Genomic DNA, 24,412 nt, shown 5'->3' on the forward strand with positions numbered 1-24,412 from the left:
CATACTCCGTGACGCTGATTGTTGCAGAAGGTCTCCAACGTTGGCGTTCTCACCGAAAGGCCGCGGCGTATGGGTCCCGGCCTTCGCCGGGACGACGGCACACCTTCACATTCCCGCGGCAGGTTTCGCCCGGGTTGTTCAAATCGTTCACCCCCCAATCCAGAGGGCGCAGGGAATGCCGGATGCGCGCTGCACCCGCGGTCTCGTGTGCGAATAGTGCAAAGAAAGCTGCACACGAGCATACAGGGCAGCGGAGAGCATCCGACATTCCCTGCGCAGTGGCTTTACGGCTTATAACGCGATCTCCCCGGTCGGGCCGTGCTCGTTGTCACCGTCATCAGTGGGAGGCGTGAGCCTCTTCACCAACTTGACGCCAGCATACGGGGCATCAGGACCACGCGTCTTTACCGTACGCTCAAGCTGCACTCGTCAGGCGCAACATCAGCGTCCACCGCGACCCGTCCCTCGTTGTGACGATGGCCAACGCCCCTCTGAGTGGGACGGGATGGGCAAATATGTGCAGGTGATTTGGGGTCGGAGGAAAGCGAAATATTTTTGATTTTCGGAAATTTAGGGCTTGACATGGATTCTGTAAATCAGAAGTGAGCCGCCCCGGCTTCCGCCTTCGCTCGTTGAGCTACGGCGGACAGGTCGCCAAGGCTACGCCGGGCGCGGCCGTCGGGTTGTTTTGTCGCAGCCCCGATGTCGTCCCGGCGAAGGCCGGGACCCATAACCACAGGATTTGGTGGTTTATGCGAAGTCGTCGAACAGCGCCTCTCAACACAAACGCCGCGGCGTATGGGTCCCGGCCTTCGCCGGGACGACAATACTCTTCACAGCAGATGCGAGAGATCGCTCCAGTCAGGATTATCCTGTTCGATCAGCCTGATCTTCCAGTCACGATGCCAGTTCTTCAATTGCTTCTCGCGCGCGATGGCTTCCTGCGGAGAAGCATAGGCTTCCATGTAAACCAGACGCGTGACGCCGTATTTCTTGACAAACTCCGAGCCGCGTCCGGCGCGATGCAGCGTGAGGCGGTTGCTGAGATCGTTGCAGACGCCGATGTAGAGCGTGCCGTGGCGGGCAGAGGCGAGGATGTAGACGTGGTAGGTGCGGGGGGTGGTCATGTGGTTACAGGCCCCGGCCAGTGCAAATTGTCGTCCCGGCGAAGGCCGGGACCCATACGCCGTGTCGTTTGTGTTGAGAGACGCTGTTCGACGATTGTGCCCACAAGCCAATCCTGTGGTTATGGGTCCCGGCCTTCGCCGGGACGACGGTTCACACCTCCGCCGGCATTTCCACCGCTTCCGCCTTCACCGGCATCGGCCACGTCGCATACTTCTCCGGCAGATTCACCGGGCGATACTCCTTCACCTCGGCCATCCGCTTCACCACCGACTCATGAATCACAGCCCCCTCCGGAATCACCCTTGGCTCCGCATCCGGGATGTAAAATCCAAAATACACCTGCCGCTTCGGCCACTCCCGGTACTTCGCGCTCTTCGGCAGAAATTCGAGCAGCCACCACGCCCCCGTCAGCGACGTGTGCACCTCGCCGCACACATCAGGCGCGACATAGGAGAACGGGCTGTTCTTGCGCGGAATGCCCCAGGCGAGCTGGTTGACATTGGCGTGGTTGAACTTGAGGCCGGCTTTTTCGGCCTCGTCGATCATCCAGAGCAGCGGATATTTGGAGAGCCCGGATTGCTTTTCGGGATAGCCGCCGCCGATATCGGCGTGCACGCCTGAAAACCACACCTGCAGGATATCCTGCGGCGCGTCCTTGATGTCGTTGAAGCGGACCGGCTTGTAGGTCTGCGGCGCGTCCCACTTCTTCAGCCGGAACATGCAGCGCCGCTCGTCGATCGAGATCGCCTGCCGGAAAATCTGCACGCTCGGGTTCTGCAGCGTCCAGGCCAGTTCTTCCAGACTCGGGAGATAGAACCGATCGGGCCGCGGCACGATGACGCTCGCCACCGTATCCCAGACGCCGACGAAGCGGATGGTGGGCCAGCGCGCGGAGGTGATGCGCGCGAACTGCGCGGCGTTGTCGAACGGCGAGGGCGGCTCGGCGTCCTCGGCGGCGGCGGCGTCAACGCGCCCCCTGAATTTGGCGCGCAGCTTCGGCGCCTCGTCGCTGGAGAACGCCTTGTAGGCGATCAGGCCGCTGCCTGCGAGATTGGCCTGCTCTTCCGTGATCAGGCCGATCTTGTGGATCAGCCCCGCCAGCACCCGCACGGTGTAGGCGCCGCGGGAAAAGCCGAACAGATAGATCTGGTCGCCCTCGCGCCAGTTCTGCACCAGGAAAGCGTACGCCGCCAGCACGTTGTCATCGAGCCCATAGCCGGTGGCGAGCCCCAGGATGGCGTTGAAATTCTGCCTGAGCCTGTGCCACGTGTTCGGCCGCGCCAGCGTGCCGACGCCGGGATCATAAAACACCAGCTGCCGCGGCTCGGTCTTCTCGGTCTTGCGCAGGCAGCGATAGAGCTTCAGCACATTGGAGATGTTTTCGGAAATCTCGTTGCCGGTGCCGTCGCAGCAGATGATGATGTTCCTCACGGATGCGCCCCCCGTTACTACCTTGGCGAGCATAGCGCAATTTTTTGCATTTGTTGAGTTAGGTATCGGAGCGAAACTTAGGTTCAGTTCGTTTTCTGTTTACGAAGGAGCGCGCATGGATCGCCCTTGGGCGTGAGAATTGTCGTTCGTATTCTCGCGCGCGTTACGCTAACCCGAAAATTCTGTCGCGCCTGACTCATGTCAGGCGTGATCACGTTGTTTCGTACGATACGGTCAAGGTTTGCAACAATCTTCCTGCCGGCGTAACGCGGCCAGCCTTCGAAAATAATTACCTCGTCGAATTGCTTACCCTTGGCCTTGTGCATATTCATGACAACCACACCCCGTTCGGGTCGTGCGGCACGAGCGAAGTGTTCCTGGACAAAAGCCTGCTGAGTGATTGCCAAAGCGTTTCGATATCTGCCGTACGTCCTCCAGTCCTGTGACAAACTTTGACGCAACACGCTGCCGCGCTCTAGCAAACGTATGTTGCGGACTTCACTAGCTATCTCCCTGAGACGAGGGCAGGCACTCTCTTCAAGCACTGTGCGCACGGCTATCCAGTCGCTGTCGGGGTCACCAGTAAGTTCAATTGATCGAGTTGCATTGATCGCATCAAGGGTCGCATGAAAAATACTCTTGACCGGCTGCGGGAGCCCCGCGTCGTTCTTTTCGACGCACCTAGCGAATGCCTTGAGAATAGCATCTGCTTCCTTAAGGTTGCCCTTGCCAGGTTCGTCTCCATTCCTACCTCGATAGAACGCGCAGATTAGATCGATCGACGACTCAACGCCGTCGCTTCCTGATACTTGTTGAAGAAAGTATGCAACCACTTCAGCAGCGAGAATTGGACCCTCCATGTCGATGACCGCTGTGTGCAGTATCGTCGGCATCGAACCAAGCGGAGCACGGAACGAGTCAGACACTTGTCGTGTCATGCGTTTGGTAGGGACCAAAATGGCCACGGTCCAATGCTTCGTGCCAGTCTTTAGGCGACGTGCGCGCGCTTGTAGCGTGCGACCGTTCAGAGATGCCAGTGCTTGGTTTTCGTTAGGCTCGAAAAGGTGAAAGTAGATGCCATTGTAACTGTCCTGACTGAACTGGCCACTCAGTATATCGTTACCGAATACTGTAATATCGGTGCCCTTGCTTCGGTGGTTATCCGATTTCAAATCGAATACAGTTGGATGCAATGTGTCTTTGAACTGCTGTAGACGCTTCGCTTCCGCTCCTGCAAATTCAAATATGCGTTGTTCAGGATCAGCTAGCGCGATCAACGTACTTCCGGTGCTGAGCGCCTTAACGACTCGCCACTGGTCTGCGGTCGTGTCTTGAAATTCATCAAGAATGATGGTGGGGAACGCGCTCGTGACGAGAGCTCTAACCTTGTTCGATGCGCGAAGAAGCTTGCTTGTGTATTGCGCGAAAACCCCGAAGCAAATTCGACCCTCATGCTCGGCGAGTCTAATTCGTTCGTTGTCTTCCAGTAGCTGCTTCTCAGCGCGCTCATTGTCCGACAGTTTAGAATCTGCCTTATACTTTCGTCGAATCGCCGAGAGCGCAATAGCTTCGTTGGGAGGCGTTACTAACATAAGGCGTCGCGGAAGGCCGACCAAGTATCCATGTGTCTTGAGAATGCGCCAGAAAAACGCGTGATAGGTGTCGACGTCTATTTTGTTTTTTTCATCCTTCGTTATTCCTCTCTCCTCGTCGATCGCCTCCAATATCCTTGCTACGGTCGCGCGCGCGAAACTAAGGAAAAGGATCGTTTGAGCCGGACGCAAATCCGCTGATAGGAGTGCCGCCTTTAAGATTGCGATCGTCGTCTTGCCGGAGCCCGGTCCGCCGGAAATCAGCAGGTGACCTTCCGCTTCGAGAATGTCTTTTTGCACTTTAGTAAGATCGACCACTAATCTAACCCCCAGATTTGGTCGCCGGTTGCGGATCGCATGCCTTCTTCAATGCAATGCAAACATCACGAATCCACTTTGGAATCTCCGCTTCCGAGCATTGTGCAAGAAAGTCGGCAATGCCCCAATTCCCTTTAGACGAAGCGAAGTAATCTGCCAGCGCGGCCGCCGTATTTTTCTTATAATCTGGGTATTTGGTCTTAAGGTGCGGCGGCCACTCCAACGCAGCTGCGAAACGCTCGAGCGCCGCTTGGGGCGTGTTCTTGAAAACAAGGCTCTCGAAGCCAGTCTCACCGTGCATGAATAGGGCCTTGACCTCCGCTTCGATTGCTTTCTTGCGATCATCAGTTTGTTTGTCGCAGACGGCGAAGGTTTCCTTACCCAGGCTCTTGTAAAGATGAGCCAAATCCACAATCTGTGTTTCCGAGCCTGCATCAAGTACCGAAATGCCCAGGGCTTCCAGCGAGGCATAAGTCGATGGCTTCAACTCGCTGAGGCGTCGCGCTGCGGCAGGCAGTGCACTTGCCTCAGTTGCGCCTTCGGCCAAGAGCACTCGTCGCGCCAGTAGGCCCTCGCAAAAGCGGGTACGGAATTGCTGCCGGTATCGTTTCAGTTTGACGCTGTCGGGCAAAACGACTTTCGACTGCGTCATTTCGCCATCGGCGGTTCGACTGAGAACGACAGTCTCTTCTAGAGAGAATTCTTCAAGAACATAAGGCGAGTGTGACGTGAAGATTGTTTGTGCCGATAGTTGGCGTAGTTCATGAACGATGCGCTTTTGCGCATAAGGCGGAATAGCCGTTTCGGGCTCCTCCATCGCAAAAATAACATTCTGCTTGTCTTCTGCGATTTGGGACAACATAGCGAGCAGAAGCATATTGATCGTGCCCGTGCCCTGACGAAAATAGGGCGCGGAATAGGTGCCGTTCCCCGTGTCGATGAAGGCGGTGATCACTTCGCGCAAATGCCTTCGCGTGAGAGCCGAGACCCGAAGATGAGGTTGAATCCCCCATTCACGCGGCACGTATTTCTTGAGGGCCGCGTCGATACTGCCCAGGACACCAGAGATCCCCATCTCTGGATCGCTGGCGACGTCGAATGTCGACAGTTCGTGGAGTGTGGCTCCCCACATCTTTGGTCGAATTTCTTTTAGACGTAGAATTATGTCGAGCAGACTTCCTCGTTCTAGGCTGAGTGCGCGCGTGCCTGTGCGGATCGAGCGCAAATACAGAAAGCCGCACTTCTGCTTGTCGCGCTTCGTGAAGTGATCTGGTGTTTCGTTTTCGTCCAGTGTGCGTGTGTAATATGTCTTTCCCTCGAAGTCGTCTTCATCGGGGTCATACTTGCCGATGAAGGTTACGCGTAACGCCGGGATTGTCGGGGAGGTATCAAGTCCCAGCGAATCTGGCGCGTCATACAGTTCCTGCTTCGACGTGTTCCACCACTCGATGTAGTCGCCAAAATGGATGCGCTGCTCCTCGGACAGATCGGACACAACTACGGTCACGACGATCCGGTTAGGCGGTTCGCCTTCAGCAGCGAGTTCGGCGAGTTCGTCGTTGTCAGCCTCCGCGAGGTAGCGACCGAGATGAAAATCATGTTCGTCAATTGGCGAAGGCCGAGACAGACGGTCAGGTCCCATAGCTAAATCAAGCGCTTCAAGGATAGTCGACTTGCCAACGTTATTGTCGCCGATGAGAACCGCGTGGTCTGGAAAAAATAGAGAGGCCTTACGGATGCCTCTAAAATTTTCAATCGAAAGCTGGCTGATTTTCAAAAACGACCTCCCACCACAGTCGCTTAATTCTGTACACGCAATGGTTGTCTGGGTGGACACTAAAATCAAGTCGCTGGGACCGAATTTGCCGGCGGTGCGCCTTTCTTTTTCTCCGTTCGGGCATCCTCGTCTTCGCTTCAGTTGAGCAAGAAAGACATGGATGGCCGGGACAAGCCCGGCCATGACGGAGAACGAATTCCAAAAACAAAAACGGCCGGGTCTCTCGACCCAGCCGTTCAAAACTCTCTAAAGCCGCCAATGAAGCGGAGCTAAACCTTTAGCTCGCCTTCTTCACGTATTCCGGCTTGCCGACCTTCTTCTGGATCGCGCGCTTGAGATCCAGCGCGCGGGGCGACAGCACGTCGGCTTTGGCCTTGAGAAGATAGCCGTCGAGGCCGCCATTGTGGTCGACGCTCTTGAGCGCGTTGGTCGAGACGCGCAGGCGCACGTTGCGGCCGAGCGCGTCCGAGATGAAGGTGACGTTGACCAGGTTCGGCAGGAAGCGCCGCTTGGTCTTGATGTTCGAGTGGCTCACCTTGTTACCCACCAGCGGGCCCTTGGCCGTCAGTTCGCAGCGCCGAGACATCGCACAAAATCCTCTTCCATCCCCGCAACCTGGCAGCGCATCATGGCGCCGCGCGGGGGTCCAAAATCATGTCCATTTCCAGGAACCGCGGACGTATAGGGCGAGAGGCCCCAGGCGTCAAGGTTTTGCGGGGTTTCGCTTGAGATTTTGCGCATCCCTAAGAAGGCGGCATTGCCGGTTTGGAAGCCATTACAAGGGTTTAAGGATATCAAGACGTTAGGACCATATAAAGGGCGCAATCCCCGCCGACATCTCTGTTCCCCGCGGATTGAGCCACCGCGAGGGACCAGCCACGCGTTGATTGCCGGATATTTCTGACTACATAAACAAGCGCTCGCGCCAGCAGGACCGTCAGTTACGTGACCACACGTGCCATTTCGCATCGTTTCGGCCTGATGGGCAGTCTTGCGGCCGGCGCCCTGCTGTGGCTGGCGCCGCTGGAAGCGTCCGCGCAGGGCCGGCTCGATGCCCATTACGAGGCGTCGCTGGCGGGCATTCCCGTCGGCAAGGGCACCTGGACCATCGAAATCGGCGATGATGCGTTTTCCGCCTCCGCGCAGGGCGGTTCCACCGGCCTGCTGCAGGCGTTTTCGGGCGGCAAGGGTTCCGGCGCCTCCCAGGGCCGCGTCGTGGGTGGCGCGCTGGTCGCCAACGCCTATACCGCGACCACCACGAGTTCGAAGAAATCCGAGACCGTCCGTCTCGTGATCGCGAACGGGGGAGTGAAGGATTTTTCCATCGATCCGGAACCGCCGGTTGATCCGGACCGCATCGTCGTGACCGAAGCGCATCGCAAAAACGTGCTCGATCCGATGACGGGCGCGATGATCCGCGTGCCCGGCACCGGCGATCCGCTGTCACCGGAGGCCTGCCGCACCGGCACCGGCATTTTCGACGGCCGTCTGCGCTATGACCTCAAGCTCGATTACAAGCGCATGGAAAATGTGAAGGCCGAGCGCGGCTATCATGGGCCGGCCGTGGTCTGCTCGGTCTATTTCACGCCGATCGCGGGCTATATCCCCGATCGGCCGGTGATCAAGCACCTCGCCGCCCAGCGCAACATCGAGATCGCCTTCGTGCCGATCGCGGGCACCCGGATCCTGGTTCCATTCCGCATGACCATCCCGACCCCGTTCGGGCCCGCGATGCTGGAAGCCACGAGTTTTGTCACCACAGCCGCGCCGCCCCGGGTGGCGAAGACGCAGTAGGGATCTCTTCCCTTCTCCCCTTGTGGGAGAAGGTGCCTTCGCGAAGCGAAGGCGGATGAGGGGTCTCTATCCGCGGATGCAGACCCCTCATCCGGCGCTTCGCGCCACCTTCTCCCACAAGGGGAGAAGGGAAGAGGCCACCGCTTCGAGACCCAAGGAATCCCATTGACTCTTCACCCTTTCTGATTCGACTCCGAGCCCTCTCAATTTTAAGGAAATTCACCCGAAAACCCTGCCTTGTGGACATCAGGCAAACTTGATCTAGTGCCGCATCATGAGCGCTAACGCTGGATGTTGCGGTGAACGAAGCCAGTTTCAGTAAGAGTCAGCGATTCGGGCGCGATTCGTTCTAGACTCGTTCCAGAGCTTAAGCCGCGACCGCATCACCGTCGCAAACTGACACACAAAGGGCGCTAATGGCGCCAAACCGAAGGTTCCTGCCCCGTCATTGCGAGCGCAGCGAAGCAATCCATCGGGCAACGAAGAAAGTATGGATTGCTTCGTCGCTTTGCTCCCTTGCACAAACGCCTTACGTTTGTTGCAGGCAATGACGACAGGCGACTGGAAATAAAAGAAACACCTGCAAATTATGGCTTTCTCCTACTCGTCCACGTTTGGACATGAACGGGCTCCCGGCGCCGGCGTTACCGCGGTGCTGGGGCCGACCAACACCGGCAAGACGCATCTGGCGATCGAGCGGATGCTGGGGCATTCGTCCGGGATCATCGGCCTGCCGCTGCGGCTGCTCGCGCGCGAGGTCTACAACAAGATCGCCGCGCGCGCGGGCACGGAAGCCGTCGCGCTGATCACCGGCGAGGAGAAGATCAAGCCGAAGAACCCGCGCTACTGGGTGTCGACCGTGGAAGCGATGCCGCGCGACATCGACGTGTCGTTCCTCGCGGTCGATGAAATCCAGATCGCCGCCGATCTCGAACGCGGGCACGTCTTCACCGATCGCATCCTGCACCGCCGCGGCCGCGACGAGACGCTGCTGCTGGGCGCTGCGACGATGCGGCCCATTATCGAGCGGCTCTTGCCGGGCGCGTCGATCGTCACGCGTCCCAGATTGTCGCAGCTTGAATTCGCCGGCGACCGCAAGATCACGCGTCAGCCGCGGCGCACTGCGATCGTCGCGTTCTCGGCCGATGAAGTCTACGCCATTGCGGAGTTGATCCGCCGCCAGCATGGCGGTGCGGCCGTGGTGCTGGGCTCGCTCAGCCCACGCACACGCAATGCGCAGGTCGAGATGTTCCAGAACGGCGACGTCGATTATCTCGTCGCCACCGATGCCGTCGGCATGGGCCTGAACCTCGACGTCGATCACGTCGCGTTCGCCTCGGACCGCAAATACGACGGCTACCAGTTCCGCCGCCTGAACCCTTCCGAGTTCGCACAGATTGCAGGCCGCGCCGGCCGCGCCACGCGCAACGGCACCTTCGGCACCACGGGCCGCTGCGCGCCGTTCGAGCCGGAACTGGTGAACGCGCTGCAGAACCACACGTTCGACAGCGTCAAAATGCTGCAATGGCGCAATTCCAAGCTGGATTTCGCCTCGCTCGGCAGTTTGCAGGTCTCGCTGGCGCTCTCGCCGCAGCATGAAGTGCTGACCCGTGCGCCGATCGCCGAGGATTTGCGCGTGCTCGATCATGCGGCACGCGACGGCGATGTGCGGGAGATGGCCCACGGGGCGGCCGCCGTGGAACGGCTGTGGGACGCCTGCCAGATCCCGGATTACCGGCGCCTGGCGCCCGCCGCCCATGCCGAACTCGTGACCACGCTGTACGGTTTCCTGATGAAAAAGGGCCGGATTCCCGACGAATGGTTCGCGGCCCAGGTCGACCAGGCCGACCGCGTCACCGGCGATATCGACACGCTGTCGGGCCGGATCGCGCAAATCCGCACCTGGACCTTCGTCGCCAACCGGCCGGACTGGCTGGGTGACCCCGATCACTGGCAGGGGATCACGCGCGAGGTCGAAAATAAATTGTCCGATGCGCTGCATGAACGGCTAACGGAGCGTTTCGTTGACCGCCGTACCAGTGTATTGATGCGCCGCCTGCGGGAGAACAGTGTTTTGAATACGGAAATCGGCAAGACCGGCGAAGTGATCGTTGAAGGCCATGTGATCGGCCGCCTCGACGGATTCACCTTCGCACCAGATGCGGCGGAGGCCGGAAGCGACGCCAAGGCGTTGCAGGCGGCAGCACAGCAGGTGCTGGCCGGCGAGATCGACACGCGCGCCGAAAAGCTTGCGGCAGCGCCCGACGATGCGTTCGTGCTGACCTCCGACGGCACCATCCGCTGGACCGGCGATGCGGTGGCAAAGCTCGTCGCCGCCGACGACGCGCTGCATCCGCGCCTGCGCATCATTTCCGACGATCGCCTCAATGGCGCGGCGCGCGAAGCCGTGCAGACGCGGCTCGATCTGTGGCTCAAGACGCATATCGAAAAGCTGCTCGGTCCGCTGTTCGGGCTTGCGAAGGCCGAGGACATCACCGGCATTGCGCGCGGCATCGCGTTTCAGTTGATCGAGGCGCTCGGTGTGCTCGAGCGTTCCAAGATCACCGCCGAGATGAAGGATCTCGACCAGCCCTCGCGCGCGACGCTGCGCAAATACGGCGTGCGGTTCGGCGCCTATCACATCTATTTCCCGGGCCTATTGAAGCCTGCGGCGCGCTCTCTCGCCTCGCTGCTGTGGGCCGAGAAGCAGGACAATGTCGATATGTCGGCGTTGTCGGGCGCGCAGCATCTGGCGTCAAGCGGCCGCACCTCGTTCGCGGTCGACAAGGCGCTCGCGCGCGATGCCTATCGCGTGCTCGGCTACCGCCAGTGCGGCGAGCGCGCGGTGCGCGTCGATATTCTGGAGCGTCTTGCCGATCTGATCCGCCCCGCGCTGGCCTGGCGTGAAAGTTCGCCGGGCGAAAAACCCGCCGGCGCGTTCGACGGCCGCAGCTTTGTGGTGACGCAGGCGATGACCTCGCTGACGGGATCGGCCGGCGAAGATTTCGCCTCGATCCTGCGCGCGCTCGGCTATCGCATGGACCGCCGCCCGCCGCTGCCGCCGAAGCCGGTGGCTGCGACTGAGCCGGTGGTGGTGCAAGCCGCGCCGGTTGAAGGCACGGATGCTGTGACCGATGCGGCCGCGCCGACCGAAGCCGTGGCAGACGCGCCGGCGGAAGCTGCGACTAAAGCGTCGGTTGAAGCGCCAGTCGAAGCTGCTGACGAGACGGTGGCCCAGCCGGTCTCCGGCGATCCCGCGCCATCGGCCGCCTTGCTGCCCGAGGTCACGCTGGCGCTGACACCGGCCGAAGAGCCTGCCGTTGAAGCCGCGCCGGAGGTGGTCGAAGGCGAGGCTGTGGAAACCCCAGCGGTGGAAGCCGAGGTGCTGAGCGCACCTGAGGTGCCCACCGCGGCTGACGTGACTGCCGCTGTCGAGGCGGCTGCGGCGCCCGACGCGGTTGCTACTGAAGCAACAACAGAAGCTGTCGCCACCGACGCCGTCCCGGCGGACGCTGCACCAACAGAAGCCACCGCCGAAGCCAAGCCCGATGCGCCTGTCGTGCCCGAAATGGTGGAAGTCTGGCGGCCCGGTGGCCGTTCGGAAGAACGCCGTCCGCACCACGACCGCAACCGCCAGCGTCGTCACGGCCATCAGCAGAACAGGAGCGCCGACGGTGCTGCGCCCGCGGCGGCTGCCGCCGGTGAAGGCGGCGAGGCTGCAGCGCCCGGACGCGAGCAGCGTCATCGCCGCGGCCGCCGTCATAACGAGTTCCGCAAGCCGCGCGAGGGCGCGCCCGCTGACGCCAACGCCACGCCGCCGGCCGAGGGCGCGCCGCAGGAGGCTCGCGCCGACAACCGTCCGCCGCGCGAGCGCTTTGAAGGCAAGGGCCGCGACAATGACAACCGCCGCGACAACAAGGGCGGTGGCGGCGGTCGTCCGGAGAAATTCGGCGGCGATCGCAACAAGGGTGACCGCAACAAGGGCGGCGGGCGCGACAAAGGCGGCCGCGATTTCGGTGGGCGTGACAAGGGCGGCCGCGACAAACGCGACAGTGGTCCGTCGCATCGGCAATACGCCACCAGCGCCGCCCCGCGCGAGCGCGACCGGCCGATCGATCCCAATTCGCCATTCGCAAAACTGGCGGCGCTGAAGGAACAGCTCGCCGGCAACAAGGATCGCTGATTTTATTTTTTGACGCGTTTTCTTTACGCGAACCGGTACCCATCCCGCATCAAGTGCGGGACAGGCTTCGCTTGAAAACGCTACGTTAGAGCAGGTTGATTGGAGCGACAGCGTCTCGATAAATGGCTGTGGCATGCGCGGGTGGTGAAGGCCCGCACAAGTGCTGCCGCATTGGTCGAGGCCGGCCACGTCCGTATCAACGGCGTGCGCGAAAAAGCTCCGGGACATGCGGTGAAGCTCGGCGACGTCGTCACCATCGGGCTCGACAATTCGGTGCGGGTGCTGAAAGTCGCGGCATTTTCCGAGCGGCGGGGCGATGCCGCGGCCGCGCGCGTAACTTACGAGGATTTGCAGAACCGCAGGGAATGACTATCTGCAGACGAGCCCGTCGGGCACTTGAAGACCCAAGCTCTCCGGCGCTGCGGCCTGCTTGTTGTTGCCTTGCTCTTCCCTTGCGGCTGCGCAGTTCATGCGCTACGCAAACCCCGGAAAAAGTTGACCATTTCGGAGCCCTGGATGACTTACGTCGTCACTGATGCCTGCATCAAATGCAAATATACCGACTGCGTTGAGGTCTGCCCCGTGGACTGCTTCTACGAGGGCGAGAACATGCTGGTCATCCATCCCGACGAGTGCATCGACTGCGGCGTCTGCGAACCCGAATGTCCCGCCGACGCCATCAAGCCGGACACCGAGCCGGGCCTGGAGAAGTGGCTCGAGGTCAACACCGAGTACGCCAAGGCCTGGCCCAACATCACCCAGAAGAAGGACCAGCCGCCCGACGCGAAAGAATTCGAGGGTGTGGAAGGCAAGTTCGAGAAATATTTTTCCAAGGAACCCGGTAGCGGGGACTGATTCGCCGGATCGCCCCTTCCAGACCAGTTGAGACCGCTCCGGACCTAATTTGAACCTAATTCGGAGCCACCAGACCCATACACAGCCTGCCGATTTAACCTTGTTGACGGACTTATGACCGAAAGGTCCCTGAGAAGGTCCGAAACAGGGCGTAAATCATTGATTTTTGCGGAAAATGTGCTATATTGGGCACATTACAAGCCGGATCCGGCCTTGCGTAACTTTGGCTTCCCCGGTGGTCCCGTAAAAAACATCGAACAGGGGCGTGGCAGTTCCGCGCGCAGGCTGTGTCACAGAAAACGCGTAAAAAGAGTGTTTCAAAGACTTCGAAAAAAGCCGCCGCGGCCAGCCGCAGCGCAACCAAAGGCCGTGCCAAGGCATCTGTAAAGGAAGCCAAGAAGGCTGTGGCCACAAAGTCCTCGAAAAACAAAAGAAGCTCAATGCCAGATAAGACTGCAAAAACTGCCGCGAAAGCGACGGCTTCGAAGGCCACTGCCTCGAAGGTCACCGCCAAGACTGCCCCCAAAGCTGCCGTTGCTGCGCCCAAGGCCGCTGTTGTGGCTCCGAAGGCCGCCGTGGCGGCCCCGAAGGCTGCCGCCCCGCGCGTGGAGGAGCCGAAGAAGGTCGTGACCCAGCGTCAGGGCTTCAAGGCCAATGAATTCGTGGTCTATCCCGCTCACGGTGTCGGCCAGATCCTGGCGATCGAGGAGCAGGAGATCGCAGGCGCCAAGCTTGAGCTGTTCGTGATCAATTTCATGAAGGACAAGATGACGCTGCGGGTGCCGACCGCCAAGGTCGCCAATGTCGGCATGCGCAAGCTGTCCGATCCGGCGCTGGTCAAGAAGGCCCTTGAGACGCTCAAAGGCCGCGCGCGCGTCAAACGCACGATGTGGTCGCGCCGGGCGCAGGAATACGAAGCAAAGATCAATTCGGGCGACATCGTTGCGATCGCCGAAGTGGTGCGCGATCTCTATCGCTCGGAATCGCAGCCCGAACAGTCCTACAGCGAACGCCAGCTCTATGAAGCGGCGCTCGATCGCCTGTCGCGCGAAATCGCCGTCGTCCAGCATTCGACGGAGACCGAAGCGGTCAAGGAAATCGAGAGCCAGCTCGCCAAGAGCCCGCGCCGCGGCGCCAAGACCGAAGCCGGTAGCGAAGCTGACGGTGAAGGTGATGAGGCCGACGCCGACGGTGACGATGCTGCCGTTGCGGACGAGGCAGCGTAAGCCGCTGCTTGCAGATTGAATTACGAAAAGCCCGGTCGAGAGACCGGGCTTTTTGTTTGGCCGATATCCATCCTCGCGTCGTCCCCGCGAAGGCGGGGACCCATAACCACGAATGCGTGTTGTTCGAATTCGCTGTGGCTCCAGCTTCGCGCGATAAAAACCATCGGTGGTTATGGGTCCCGGATCGCGCTCGCTGCGCTCGCTTGTCCGGGACGACGGATAACTTACGCGGACAGGGTGCAGATCTATTGCGTGCGCATTTGACGCGATGTCGATGCCGACGCCGGCATTTCCTTGCGGAAACCCTATGTCGGCTCTGGCGTTGTCAATCAACGCAACTGATTGGAGCAAGAATGGCCACGGAACTCATACCGCATGTTCCCCACAACGCGCTTATCCTCGTCGGAGACGGTCAAAAGGCGCTCTTCCTGCGCAACAAAGGCACCGCGCATCGAGTCCAGCTTGTCGTCGAACGCATCATCGAGCGCGACAATCCGCCGACCCGCGAGCAGGGTACCGATCGTCCGGGGCGCTCCAACGCAAGTGTCGGTGTGGCCCGGAGCGCCATGGAAGAAACAGACTGGCACCACATTGCCGAGGAGCGATTTGCCGGCGAGCTTGCCGACGCGCTGTATCGCCATGCCCATGCCAATCTTTTCGAGAAGCTTGTCATTATCGCCCCGCCGAAAGTGCTGGGCAATCTTCGCAAGGCCCTCCACGCGGAGGTCATCGCGCGCGTGATCGCGGAAATTCCAAAGGAACTGACATCGCATCCGGTTGTCGAGATCGAGCGGCTTGTCGCGGCTTGAGGTGCCTATCCGGGTTTTCGCAAACCCGACCTCAAGGCGGAGAGCGAAGCGAGCGCCGCATTGGGTCCGATCGTAGCCAAATAAAGTTTACCGCGATGAACGGGAACGTTTCCTGGGCGGAATCATTCGGAGCATGTGGTGGCCGCAATGCAGTGGCCGGCAAGCAGGGCTCCGGCTGCATCAATCCATGATTGGTGATTGGCTTTTGCCATCGGATTCGTTTGCCACAAATGCGGCAACGGACAAACCCGCTAACAAGCACGGTTTAACAAGCACGGAAGGTGTGTCGATGAGAGTAAGCGAGGCAATGACGCGCGACGTCTACGTCGCCAGTCCGGACGAAACCATCCAGCAGGCGGCGATCGCCATGGCGGGGCTTGATTCGGGAGTCCTGCCCGTCGGTGACGACGACCGGCTCATTGGCATGATTACCGACCGTGACATCGCCATTCGCGGTGTTGCAGAGGGCAAAGGCCCGGATGCGAGAGTCCGTGACGTCATGACGAAGGACGTCAAGTACTGCTTTGACGACCAGGAAATCGGGGAAGTGACCCTCAATATGGGTGAGATTCAGGTCCGGCGCATGCCGGTTCTCGATCGCGACAAGCGCCTCGTCGGCATTCTGTCGCTAGGAGACGTCGCCGTTGCTGACGGCGATGGCGTGGCCGGGGAAGCGTTGAGCCTGGTTTCGCGTCCGGGAGGCGAGCACACGCAGACCGGCTAACACCGAAGACGTAGCTAAATCGAAAGTGGAGTAGATCATGAAGCTGAATTCGACACAGGTTAAGCAAACCCTGAACCAGTTCCAGGCCGAGGTTCTTCCCGACGATCATCCGGCGGTCGCCCAGCTGAACAACCTGTTCGGCAACCACACGTTCTTTCTGGATACCCGCGGCCTCAAGGTTCTCGAACCTACCGGGGCGCCGGAGACGGAGGCTCAAAGCGGCGAAGTCGTCAGTCTTGCCGACTGGAGCGATGCGACGCTCACCAGTCTGAGGCCGCATGAACCGGAAATGACGGGCGTGGTCGTGGTGCTCGAGCCGAGCAGGCACTGACGCGCAATTGTTGTCGTGACGGCAGACTAGCCGTCGTCCCGGACAAGCGAAGCGCGATCCGGGACCCATAACCACCGATGCGCATGGTTGTATCCGCTGGAGCAACAGCGTCGTGCAACAATGTACATTGGTGGTTATGGGTCCCGGCGTTCGCCGGGACGACAGTGAAGTTCAATCCACCACGATCTTAACGCGGTCGCGGGTCTTGACCTGGGCGTTGGCGTCGAGGCCGTTGAGGATGCGGAAGCGCTGGGCCGGGCGGTCGACGCCGGCCATGCGATGCGAGAGCGATTCCACAGTGTCGCCGGGCTGCACGGTGATGACTTTTATGCGCAACGGACGTGCCGCCTGAATCTCTTCCAGCGTCAGGCGGCGGAACGAGGCGACGGTCTCGCGCGCGTTGCGTTCGCTTTCGGTGGTCTTCTGCTTGGCGGCAAAAATGAAACGGTAGACGTCGCTGCCGAAGCGCAGCGCGTAGACCTTGAACTGCCACTGGTCGCCACTCGCCGAGGCCGACGCCGCCGGGAAGCCGTTGATGGTGAGGTCCTCGGTCGAGGCCTTCTCGACGCCTTCCATCCAGCCGGAATTGAGGTAATCGCCGAGCGACTGCTCCGCCGGCACCCGTACCACGTCAAAGCGCATCGCCTGCGTGCCGCCTTCGCGGACGCCGATCACGGCCTGCGCGGTGTTGTCCAGCGTGAATGTTTCGGGCGCGGCAAACGTGAAGCCGAGCTTGGGATGCAGGAAGCGCCGCCCGCGCACAAAACCTTCACTGGGGTCTTCGCCATAGACGATGTTGTCGATCGCGGCGAGATAAGTCTCGCGGTCGCGCTCGCCGCCTTCCGGTGACGAATATTGCCGCGCCGAGTTTTGCGCATTCTGCACCCGCTCCGGGGTTGCCGGATGCGACGATAAAAAGTCCTGCGCGCGGGGATCGAGCGAAGTCTTGCCGGCCTTCAGCGCGGCGTTGCGCTCCATCGCGCTCAGGAAGCGCGAGGCGCCATAGGGATCGAAATGCGCGCGCGCCGAAATGCCGACGCCGATCCCGTCGGCCTCGAACTCCTGGGCGCGGGAAAAGCTCGCCATCGTAAGTTTTGTTTTCGCGAGCGCCAGCGCGGTCAGATCCGGATCGTTGCTCATGTCGGTGACGACGCGGGTGACGACCGCGGCCTGCCTTGCCTTGTCGTCGCGGATCGAGGCGTGCTTGGCCAGCACATGCGCCATTTCGTGGCTCAGCACCGAGGACAATTCCGAGGTGTCGCTGGCGAGCGCGATCAGGCCGCGCGTCACATAGAGCTGGCCGGTCGGCAGTGCGAACGCGTTGACCGCGCCGGAATTCAGGATCGTAACCCGATAGGCTTGGTCGGGACGGTCGGAGGCCGCGACCAGCCGGTCGACGGTCTTGCTGATCAGCGCTTCCAGCTTCGGATCGTCATAGGCGCCGCCATAGGAGGAGAGGATGCGCTCATGCTCGCGCTCGCTCGCCGGCGTCTGCGCCACGGTGCGGTTCGGTTTGGCGGGCGACGTGGCCGTCGGCGCTGCCGTCTCCAACCGGCCGCCGACGCTGCCGCAGGCCGACAGCATCAAGGCAACGCACAGCACGGCCGGCGCAGCCAAAAGGCGGCCGCCTGTACTTCCCTCGCGCCGTCCTGAACGCTCCGTCACGTCAGCCCACTCTCTGAAACGAGAGCACGATCCGATTGGATGCAATCAGCTCGTGCAGCCCGTGCCCAATTCCTTCTTTGACGCGTTTTCTACCGCAGATAAGTCTACGCAATCTGCGTAATCCTTGATTGCTATGCGAACCGGTACCCACTTCGCTCGAAAACGCGTCAGTTCCCACCCAGCACTTCAATCTGCCCCACCCGGAGCACGTCGATCCGTGGCCCACCCCGGGCCTCGACATAGCCGCGGACACGAATCCGTCGATTTTCGAAGGACTTAGGCAAGAGCCCGGCCGCCTCGAATGCCGGCATCATGCGCCTTGAAATAGTCACAGCAAAGTCCCGAGTCCAGTTCCGGCCAAAATTCAGATAGGTCGTTGCCCCTGCCTGCCGCACGGACAAAACCTTGCCCTCGACCACCGTAAAGCGCCCAATCCCGGCCAAAATATCGCCGGGACTTTCCGCGTTTTTTACGGCCGCCGGATCGGCCCAGGTTCCCCTTTTGGCCCGCCGCGCCTCGGCCTCGGCGGCCGCCAGTTCCGCGGCGCAGTCCTTATCGGCCATTTCGGTCGAAACCAGCGCCTCGCCGCGGCGTAGCAGCTCGCCTTGCACCGAGGTTTCGGAACCAGGCAGGAAGACGAAGGCGGACTGGCGTCCATACCGGTCCGGCGCGTCGTCGTCGCCGCGCAGCGTCACATCGCGCCCGGTGACGATCGATGACAGAGCTGCCGCCGCCGCTTTGGTTTTGTCCGAGGTGGCCGGCACGATGCCGGCGAGGCGGACCTCGCGGCCGTCATCGAGGCGAAAGCTGCGCGCGTCGATCACGGCGGCGACGCGGCCTTCGCCTTGCGGTTCGAAGGTGCAGCCGGCGGCGTTTGCGGGAACGGTGGCAATGACAATCAAGCCACATATCAGCATGGCCGCGATGCGCGAAGTGCGACGGTTTTGGTCCAGGCGTCTCATACCGTTGGTGTCGGCTCCTTGCGATAGCATCATACCGCATCATCAATCCTCATGGTGAGGAGGCGCGCATGCGCCGTCTCGAACCATGGAGGCAGTGTGGTGGCTCTTGGCCTCGTCCTTCCAGACGCTTGCGCGTCTTGGTACCGAGCGTCGTCATGCCCGGCCTTGTGCCGGGCATCCACGTCTTCTTTCTTTGAGCGCGAAGGGAAGACGTGGATGGCCGGGACATAGGCGAGCGGGAGCGACGCCGTCCTTCAGACGGCTATGGCCGGCCATGACGAACTCTACATCAGGCGCCCATTCCGCTTAGCGGAAAAACGCATGCAAGACGCGCTCCGCACGCGCCTTGCCGCTGTGGGTGCCATGCGGCATGATCGCGCCGAGTGAAATTCAAAGCCGCAGGCAATGCGGCTGCCAAAAAAAAGGGGAGGCTTTATGAAGCGGGTTGTCACGGGCGTTTTCGCCGCTGTGCTGGCGATGTCGAGCACGGCTGCGCTGGCGCAGGCCAAGCCTCCGCTGAAGCTCGGCGGCATCCTCGATATGTCCGGGCTTTATGCCGATATCACCGGGCCCGGCAGCGAGCTGGCCGCGAAAATGGCGGTGGAAGATTTCGGCGGCGAGGTGCTCGGCCGCAAGATCGAGATCGTCGCCGCCGACCATCTCAACAAGGCCGATCTTGCCGCCAACATCGCCCGCGACATGTTCGACAATCAGGGCGTCGAAATGCTGTTTGACGTGGCGGCGTCGGCCACCGCGCTTGCCGCGCTCGAGATCTCGAAGGCGCGGGGCAAGATCAACATGTTCAACGGCCCGGGCTCGATCCGGCTCTCCAACGAGGCCTGCGGTCCCTTTACAGTCCACTATGTGTTCGACACGTTTGCGCAGGCCAACGTGACTGGATTGGCCGCCGTCAAGCAGGGCCTCGACAGCTGGTACTTCCTCACCGCGGACTACGCGTTCGGGCAGGATCTGGAAAAGGACACCACCAACGTCGTGCTGAAGTCCGGCGGCAAGGTGCTCGGCACCGTGCGGCACCCGCTCAACACCTCGGATTTCTCGTCCTATCTGCTGCAGGCGCAAAGCTCGAAAGCCAAAGTCATCGGGCTTGCCAACGCCGGCGGCGACACCATCAACGCGATCAAGCAGGCGGCCGAGTTCGGGCTGATGAAGAGCGGCCAGAAAGTATCGCCGCTGCTCGCCTTCATCACCGACATCGACAGCGTCGGGCTTGAAACCGCGCAGGGACTGTTGCTCTCGGAAGCCTTTTATTGGGATCTCAACGACGAGACCCGGGCGTTTTCAAAGCGCTTCATGGAGCGGATCAAGTGTGTGCCGTCGGCGGTGCAGGCCGGCACCTATTCTTCGGTGACGCACTATCTCAAGGCGGTCAAGGCCGCGGGCACCACCGATGCGGCGGCCGTGATCAAGATCATGAAGGAGACCCCGATCAACGACATGTTCGCCAGGAACGGCAAGATCCGTGAAGACGGCCGCATGGTGCACGACATGTATCTGTTCGAGGTCAAGAAGCCGTCGGAATCGAAAGGCCGCTGGGACGACTACAAGCTGCTGGCGACCATTCCCGGCAACGAGGCGTTCCAGTCGCTGGAATTGTCACGCTGTCCGCTTGTTAAAAAATAGCCCCGTCATTGCCTGCAACAAACGCGAAGCGTTTGTGCAAGGGAGCGTAAGCGACGAAGCAATCCATCTATCCGTTATGCCGAGACATGGATTGCTTCGCTACGCTCGCAATGACGTCGAGAGAGCCAACCAATAACCACGAAAGAACCCGCACATGAGCCAGAACGAAATGGTCCTCCAGCAGCTCGACCAGGGCTTGCTCACCATCATCATGAACCGTCCCGACCGGCGCAATGCGCTCAATCCGGACATGACGCGCGGCCTCGTCGAGGCGGCGCGGCGCGCGGCCGAGGATCACGAGGTGCGCGCGGTGCTGCTCAAGGGCGCCGGCGGCACCTTCTGTGTCGGCGGCGACGTCAAGTCGATGGCGGAGGGCCGGGCGCCGCTGTCGTTCGAAGCCAAGATGGTCAATCTCCGCCGCGGCATGGAAGTCTCGCGCATCCTGCACCAGATGCAAAAGCCTGTCGTGGCGCAGGTCGATGGCGCCGCGGCCGGCGCCGGGCTCTCGATCGCGCTCGCCTGCGATCTCCGTGTCGCCAGCGCATCGTGCAAGATCACCACCGCATTTGCCAAGGTCGGACTGTCAGGCGATTACGGCGGCACGTATTTCCTCACGCAAATGCTGGGCAGTGCCAAAGCGCGCGAATTGTATCTGACCTCGCCGGTGCTGAGTGCGCAGGAAGCCTACAATCTCGGCATCGTGACCAAGGTGGTCCCCGACGCCGAGGTCGAGGCGGTCGCGCAAGATCTGGCGATGTCGCTGGCGCAGGGCCCGTCGATCACGCTCGGCTACATCAAGCGGAACATCAACAACGCCGAGACGATGTCGCTGGAAGAATGTTTTGACGCCGAGGCGATCCACCATTCGCGTTCGGGCGAGACCCTCGATCACAAGGAAGCGGCGAAGGCGTTCGTCGAGAAGCGCAAGCCTGTGTTCCAGAACCACTGAGGGGGCTGGAAATGGCCGGCTATATGAGGCTGCGGCAGATCTGCCTGGTGGCGCCGAAGCTGGAGCCCGTGATTTCGGATATTGCCGCGATCATGGGGCTGAACGAGTGCTTCCGCGACGGCAATGTCGCCAAATACGGCCTGGAGAACGCGCTGCTGCCGGTCGACACCATCCTGCTCGAAGTGGTGGCGCCGTTCCAGCCGGGCACGGCGGCGGGGCGCTTCATCGACAAGAATGGCGGCCGCGGCGGCTATATGGCGATCTTCTGCTGCGATGATCCCGATGAACGCGGCAGGCATGCCAACGAGATGGGCGTGCGCACCGCGAACGTGATCACACACGCGCCGTACCATGGCGTGCAACTGCACCCGCGCGATTGCCGCGCCGCCTTCATCGAGTTCAACCACACCGAAGGCAGCGACGACATTCTGGGAACCTATCCGCCGGCCGGTCCCGACTGGCAAAAGTCGATCGCCAAGGATGTGACGCTGGCGCTGACTGACGTCGAGATGGAAAGTCCGGAACCGGAGGTGCTGGCCGCGCATTGGGGCAAGATCATCGGCATTGCCGTCGGCACCAGCGCAAGGGGTGAACCGGAGCTGAAACTCCCCAATGCCAGCTTCCGCTTCGTCAACGGGCCTGCCGATCTGATGAGCGGGCTGACGTTCAAAGTCGCCGATATCGCCAAGGTGCGGGATGCGGCGAAGGCGAAGGGCTGCAAGGTGGCGGGAGACGGGTTTGAGCTTTGCGGGGTCAGGTTTAGCCTTACCGCATGAGCGACGCCGGCTCTGCCGTCATTGCGAGGAGCGAAGCGACGAAGCAATCCATTCTTGCTTTTTGCGCGGCGAGATGGATTGCTTCGCTGCGCTCGCAATGACGACCAAAGAGACCTCGCCCCATGCCGCACCCGCTCGACAGCTTCTTCGCGCCCGACAGCATCGCGCTGATCGGCGCTTCGCGCGATCATGAGAAGATCCCCGGGCGGCTATTGTCGATGCTGCGCAAGAACGAGTATCCGGGCAAAATCTATCCGATCAATCCGAACTATCCCGATATCGACGGGCTCAAGTGCTACAAATCGATCGCCGATGTCGGCGCGCCCATTGATCTCGCCATCATCATCATTCCCGCCCGCGCCGTGGTGGGCTCGTTGGAGCAGTGTGCCGCGGCCGGCGTCAAGAATGCCGTGATCATTTCTTCCGGCTTTGCCGAGGAAGGCGGCGACAGTGCCGCCATGCAGGACCAGATCGTCGCGATTGCAAAACGCAGCGGCATGCGGATTTCGGGTCCCAACGCCGAAGGCTTTCTTAGCGAAGTGCAGAAGGTCGCGGCGACCTTCAGCCCGACGGTCGACGTCAAGCCGGGCCATGTTCCGCTGGTCGCGACCACAAGGCGGATCGCCATTGTCGCGCAAAGCGGCGGCATCGGCTTTGCCATCAAGCATCGCGCCAAGGCGCTCGGCGTAGCGATCAGCTACTGCGTCAGCGCCGGCAATGAAAGCGATCTCGGCGCCGGCGAATTTCTGGATTACATGGTGCAGGATGCCTCCACCGACGTGATCCTGCTGTTCATCGAGGGTATCCGCGACGTCGACAAATTTCTCGCCGCCGCGCGCCGGGCTGCGGAAATGCGAAAGCCTGTCATCGTGACGAAAGTCGGCCGTTCCGGCGCGGGCGAGCGCGCCGCGGCCTCGCACACCGCCAGCATGGCCGGGTGGTCGGCCGCCTATGACGCGGTGTTCGCAAAGTATGGCTTTATCGTCTCCAACGATCTCGACGAGGCGGTGACGATCGCCGCGGTGCTGACGACGAACCCGCTGCCGAAGGGCGACCGCGTCGCGGTGCTGACCGTGTCCGGTGGCGGCGGCATCTGGGGCGCCGATACCGTCTCGATGCAGGGGCTCAAAGTCCCGGAACTGTCGCCGTCAGTTCAGAGCGAAATCAGGAAGTGGATGCCGTCCTATGGCGCCGCGGGCAATCCGGTCGATGTTACCGCGCAAGGCGTCAGCAGCGGCGGCCTGCAGAAGACCATCGATCTGCTCGCCGTCTCCGACGAAGTCGACGCCATCCTGGTGGTGCTGTCGCTGTCGAGCGAGGTACGGATGTGGTTCAAGGAGGCCGAGCTGAAGCCGGTGATGTCGGCGCAGAACAAGCCGATCGTGTTCTATTCCTACACGCTGCCGTCGGCGTTCGCGCGCGGAGAGCTCGCGAAATCCGGCGTCGTGGTGCTGTCGGGCCTCACGCATGTCGGCGTCGCGATGCGGCGGCTGGTGGAGTATTCCAATTTCAAGCTGGCGGCACCTGCGAATATGGCGGCGCTGCCGGGCCGCGATCTCTCCGCGCATCTGAAATCACCGGCGCTGTCGGAGTTCGACAGCAAGTCGCTGCTGCGTCATGCCGGCATTGCATTGCCGGACGAGATGCTGGTGACGGCGCGCGGCGAACTGGATGCCGCGATCGCACGCGCGGGCTTTCCGCTGGTCATGAAAATCCAGTCGCGCGACATTCCGCACAAGAGCGAAGTCGGCGGCGTCCGCGTCAACATCACGACCAAGGGCGAGGCGTTTACGGCTTACGGCATGCTGCTCGACAACGCGCGAAAACACCGGCCGGATGCCGCGATCCAGGGCGTGCTGGTCGGCGCGATGGCCAAAAAGGGCGTCGAGATCATCGTCGGCACGCTGACGGACAAGGTGTTCGGGCCGGTCATCATGGTCGGCCTCGGCGGCATCACCACGGAATTGTTTCGCGACGTGATCTATCGGCCGGCGCCGGTGAGTGCGGAAGAGGCGACGGTGATGCTGGGAGCTCTGAAAGCAGCGCCGCTGCTCAACGGGTTTCGTGGCGCGGCGAAGGCCGATGTCGCCGCGCTGTCGCGATTGATTTCAGAGCTGTCGGTGCTGGCGGCGCGACATGCGAGCGAGATTTCGGAGATCGAGATCAATCCGGTGCTGGTGCACGCGGAGGGGCAGGGCGTGACGGTTGTTGATGCGCTGGTGGTGCCGAGAAAGGCTTGACTCTCTCAGCT

At 61.3% G+C, this 24,412-nt stretch carries 19 protein-coding genes; 12 read left to right on the forward strand and 7 right to left on the reverse strand.

Annotation, left to right across the window (positions count from 1 at the left end):
- Positions 1-833: 833 nt before the first annotated feature.
- The 5 genes from JQ567_RS12315 to rpmB form a co-directional block, all read right to left on the reverse strand.
- Complete coding sequence (locus tag JQ567_RS12315) at positions 834-1,127, reverse strand: GIY-YIG nuclease family protein (RefSeq protein ID WP_212439048.1); 294 nt, start codon at positions 1,125-1,127, stop codon at positions 834-836.
- A gap of 151 nt (positions 1,128-1,278) precedes the next feature.
- On the reverse strand, positions 1,279-2,559 hold the full coding sequence (locus JQ567_RS12320) for a DUF2235 domain-containing protein (RefSeq protein WP_212439049.1): 1,281 nt from the start codon (positions 2,557-2,559) through the stop codon (positions 1,279-1,281).
- An 83-nt stretch (positions 2,560-2,642) separates the two neighbouring features.
- Complete coding sequence (locus tag JQ567_RS12325) at positions 2,643-4,469, reverse strand: UvrD-helicase domain-containing protein (RefSeq protein ID WP_212439050.1); 1,827 nt, start codon at positions 4,467-4,469, stop codon at positions 2,643-2,645.
- A gap of 4 nt (positions 4,470-4,473) precedes the next feature.
- Positions 4,474-6,246: an AAA family ATPase gene (locus tag JQ567_RS12330; protein ID WP_212439077.1), complete on the reverse strand. Its 1,773-nt coding sequence runs from the start codon at positions 6,244-6,246 to the stop codon at positions 4,474-4,476.
- A 277-nt stretch (positions 6,247-6,523) separates the two neighbouring features.
- Positions 6,524-6,832: a 50S ribosomal protein L28 gene (gene rpmB, locus JQ567_RS12335; protein ID WP_192736494.1), complete on the reverse strand. Its 309-nt coding sequence runs from the start codon at positions 6,830-6,832 to the stop codon at positions 6,524-6,526.
- 395 nt (positions 6,833-7,227) lie between these two features.
- Here rpmB and JQ567_RS12340 point away from each other — a divergent pair, with 395 nt between their 5' ends.
- From JQ567_RS12340 to JQ567_RS12375, 8 genes are all read left to right on the forward strand, one after another.
- Positions 7,228-8,040 carry a DUF3108 domain-containing protein gene (locus JQ567_RS12340; protein ID WP_212439078.1) on the forward strand — a complete coding sequence of 271 codons (813 nt, stop codon included), beginning with the start codon at positions 7,228-7,230 and terminating at the stop codon, positions 8,038-8,040.
- A 589-nt stretch (positions 8,041-8,629) separates the two neighbouring features.
- Positions 8,630-12,223, forward strand: a complete 3,594-nt coding sequence (locus tag JQ567_RS12345) for a helicase-related protein (RefSeq protein ID WP_212439051.1) — start codon at positions 8,630-8,632, stop codon at positions 12,221-12,223.
- Positions 12,224-12,322: 99 nt separating this feature from the next.
- Positions 12,323-12,592 carry an RNA-binding S4 domain-containing protein gene (locus JQ567_RS12350; protein WP_212439052.1) on the forward strand — a complete coding sequence of 90 codons (270 nt, stop codon included), beginning with the start codon at positions 12,323-12,325 and terminating at the stop codon, positions 12,590-12,592.
- Positions 12,593-12,739: 147 nt separating this feature from the next.
- Positions 12,740-13,078, forward strand: coding sequence for a ferredoxin FdxA (fdxA, locus tag JQ567_RS12355; protein ID WP_192736497.1), 339 nt, complete (start codon positions 12,740-12,742; stop codon positions 13,076-13,078).
- A 440-nt stretch (positions 13,079-13,518) separates the two neighbouring features.
- Complete coding sequence (locus JQ567_RS12360) at positions 13,519-14,304, forward strand: CarD family transcriptional regulator (protein WP_249165410.1); 786 nt, start codon at positions 13,519-13,521, stop codon at positions 14,302-14,304.
- 353 nt (positions 14,305-14,657) lie between these two features.
- A complete protein-coding gene (locus JQ567_RS12365; RefSeq protein ID WP_212439054.1) occupies positions 14,658-15,113 on the forward strand; it encodes a host attachment family protein in 456 nt (151 codons plus the stop codon).
- A gap of 289 nt (positions 15,114-15,402) precedes the next feature.
- Entirely contained in the window at positions 15,403-15,837 is a 435-nt protein-coding gene (locus tag JQ567_RS12370; RefSeq protein WP_212439055.1) for a CBS domain-containing protein, read from the forward strand.
- 37 nt (positions 15,838-15,874) lie between these two features.
- The gene (locus JQ567_RS12375; RefSeq protein WP_212439056.1) at positions 15,875-16,168 is read left to right on the forward strand and encodes a hypothetical protein; all 294 of its coding nucleotides are present in this window, start codon (positions 15,875-15,877) and stop codon (positions 16,166-16,168) included.
- Positions 16,169-16,339: 171 nt separating this feature from the next.
- Here the strand turns inward: JQ567_RS12375 and JQ567_RS12380 are convergent, their stop codons facing one another.
- Positions 16,340-17,752: a M48 family metalloprotease gene (locus JQ567_RS12380; RefSeq protein ID WP_249165423.1), complete on the reverse strand. Its 1,413-nt coding sequence runs from the start codon at positions 17,750-17,752 to the stop codon at positions 16,340-16,342.
- A gap of 248 nt (positions 17,753-18,000) precedes the next feature.
- Positions 18,001-18,750: a thermonuclease family protein gene (locus JQ567_RS12385; protein WP_249165424.1), complete on the reverse strand. Its 750-nt coding sequence runs from the start codon at positions 18,748-18,750 to the stop codon at positions 18,001-18,003.
- 480 nt (positions 18,751-19,230) lie between these two features.
- On the opposite strand from JQ567_RS12385, the gene JQ567_RS12390 reads away from it, so the two are divergent.
- From JQ567_RS12390 to JQ567_RS12405, 4 genes are all read left to right on the forward strand, one after another.
- On the forward strand, positions 19,231-20,436 hold the full coding sequence (locus JQ567_RS12390) for an ABC transporter substrate-binding protein (protein ID WP_212439059.1): 1,206 nt from the start codon (positions 19,231-19,233) through the stop codon (positions 20,434-20,436).
- 154 nt (positions 20,437-20,590) lie between these two features.
- The gene (locus tag JQ567_RS12395; RefSeq protein ID WP_212439060.1) at positions 20,591-21,385 is read left to right on the forward strand and encodes an enoyl-CoA hydratase; all 795 of its coding nucleotides are present in this window, start codon (positions 20,591-20,593) and stop codon (positions 21,383-21,385) included.
- A gap of 11 nt (positions 21,386-21,396) precedes the next feature.
- Positions 21,397-22,161: a hypothetical protein gene (locus tag JQ567_RS12400; RefSeq protein WP_212439061.1), complete on the forward strand. Its 765-nt coding sequence runs from the start codon at positions 21,397-21,399 to the stop codon at positions 22,159-22,161.
- A 122-nt stretch (positions 22,162-22,283) separates the two neighbouring features.
- On the forward strand, positions 22,284-24,401 hold the full coding sequence (locus JQ567_RS12405) for an acetate--CoA ligase family protein (RefSeq protein ID WP_212439062.1): 2,118 nt from the start codon (positions 22,284-22,286) through the stop codon (positions 24,399-24,401).
- The last annotated feature ends 11 nt before the right edge of the window (positions 24,402-24,412 follow it).

This window comes from Bradyrhizobium sp. AUGA SZCCT0431 (assembly GCF_018131065.1).
Taxonomy (GTDB): domain Bacteria; phylum Pseudomonadota; class Alphaproteobacteria; order Rhizobiales; family Xanthobacteraceae; genus Bradyrhizobium.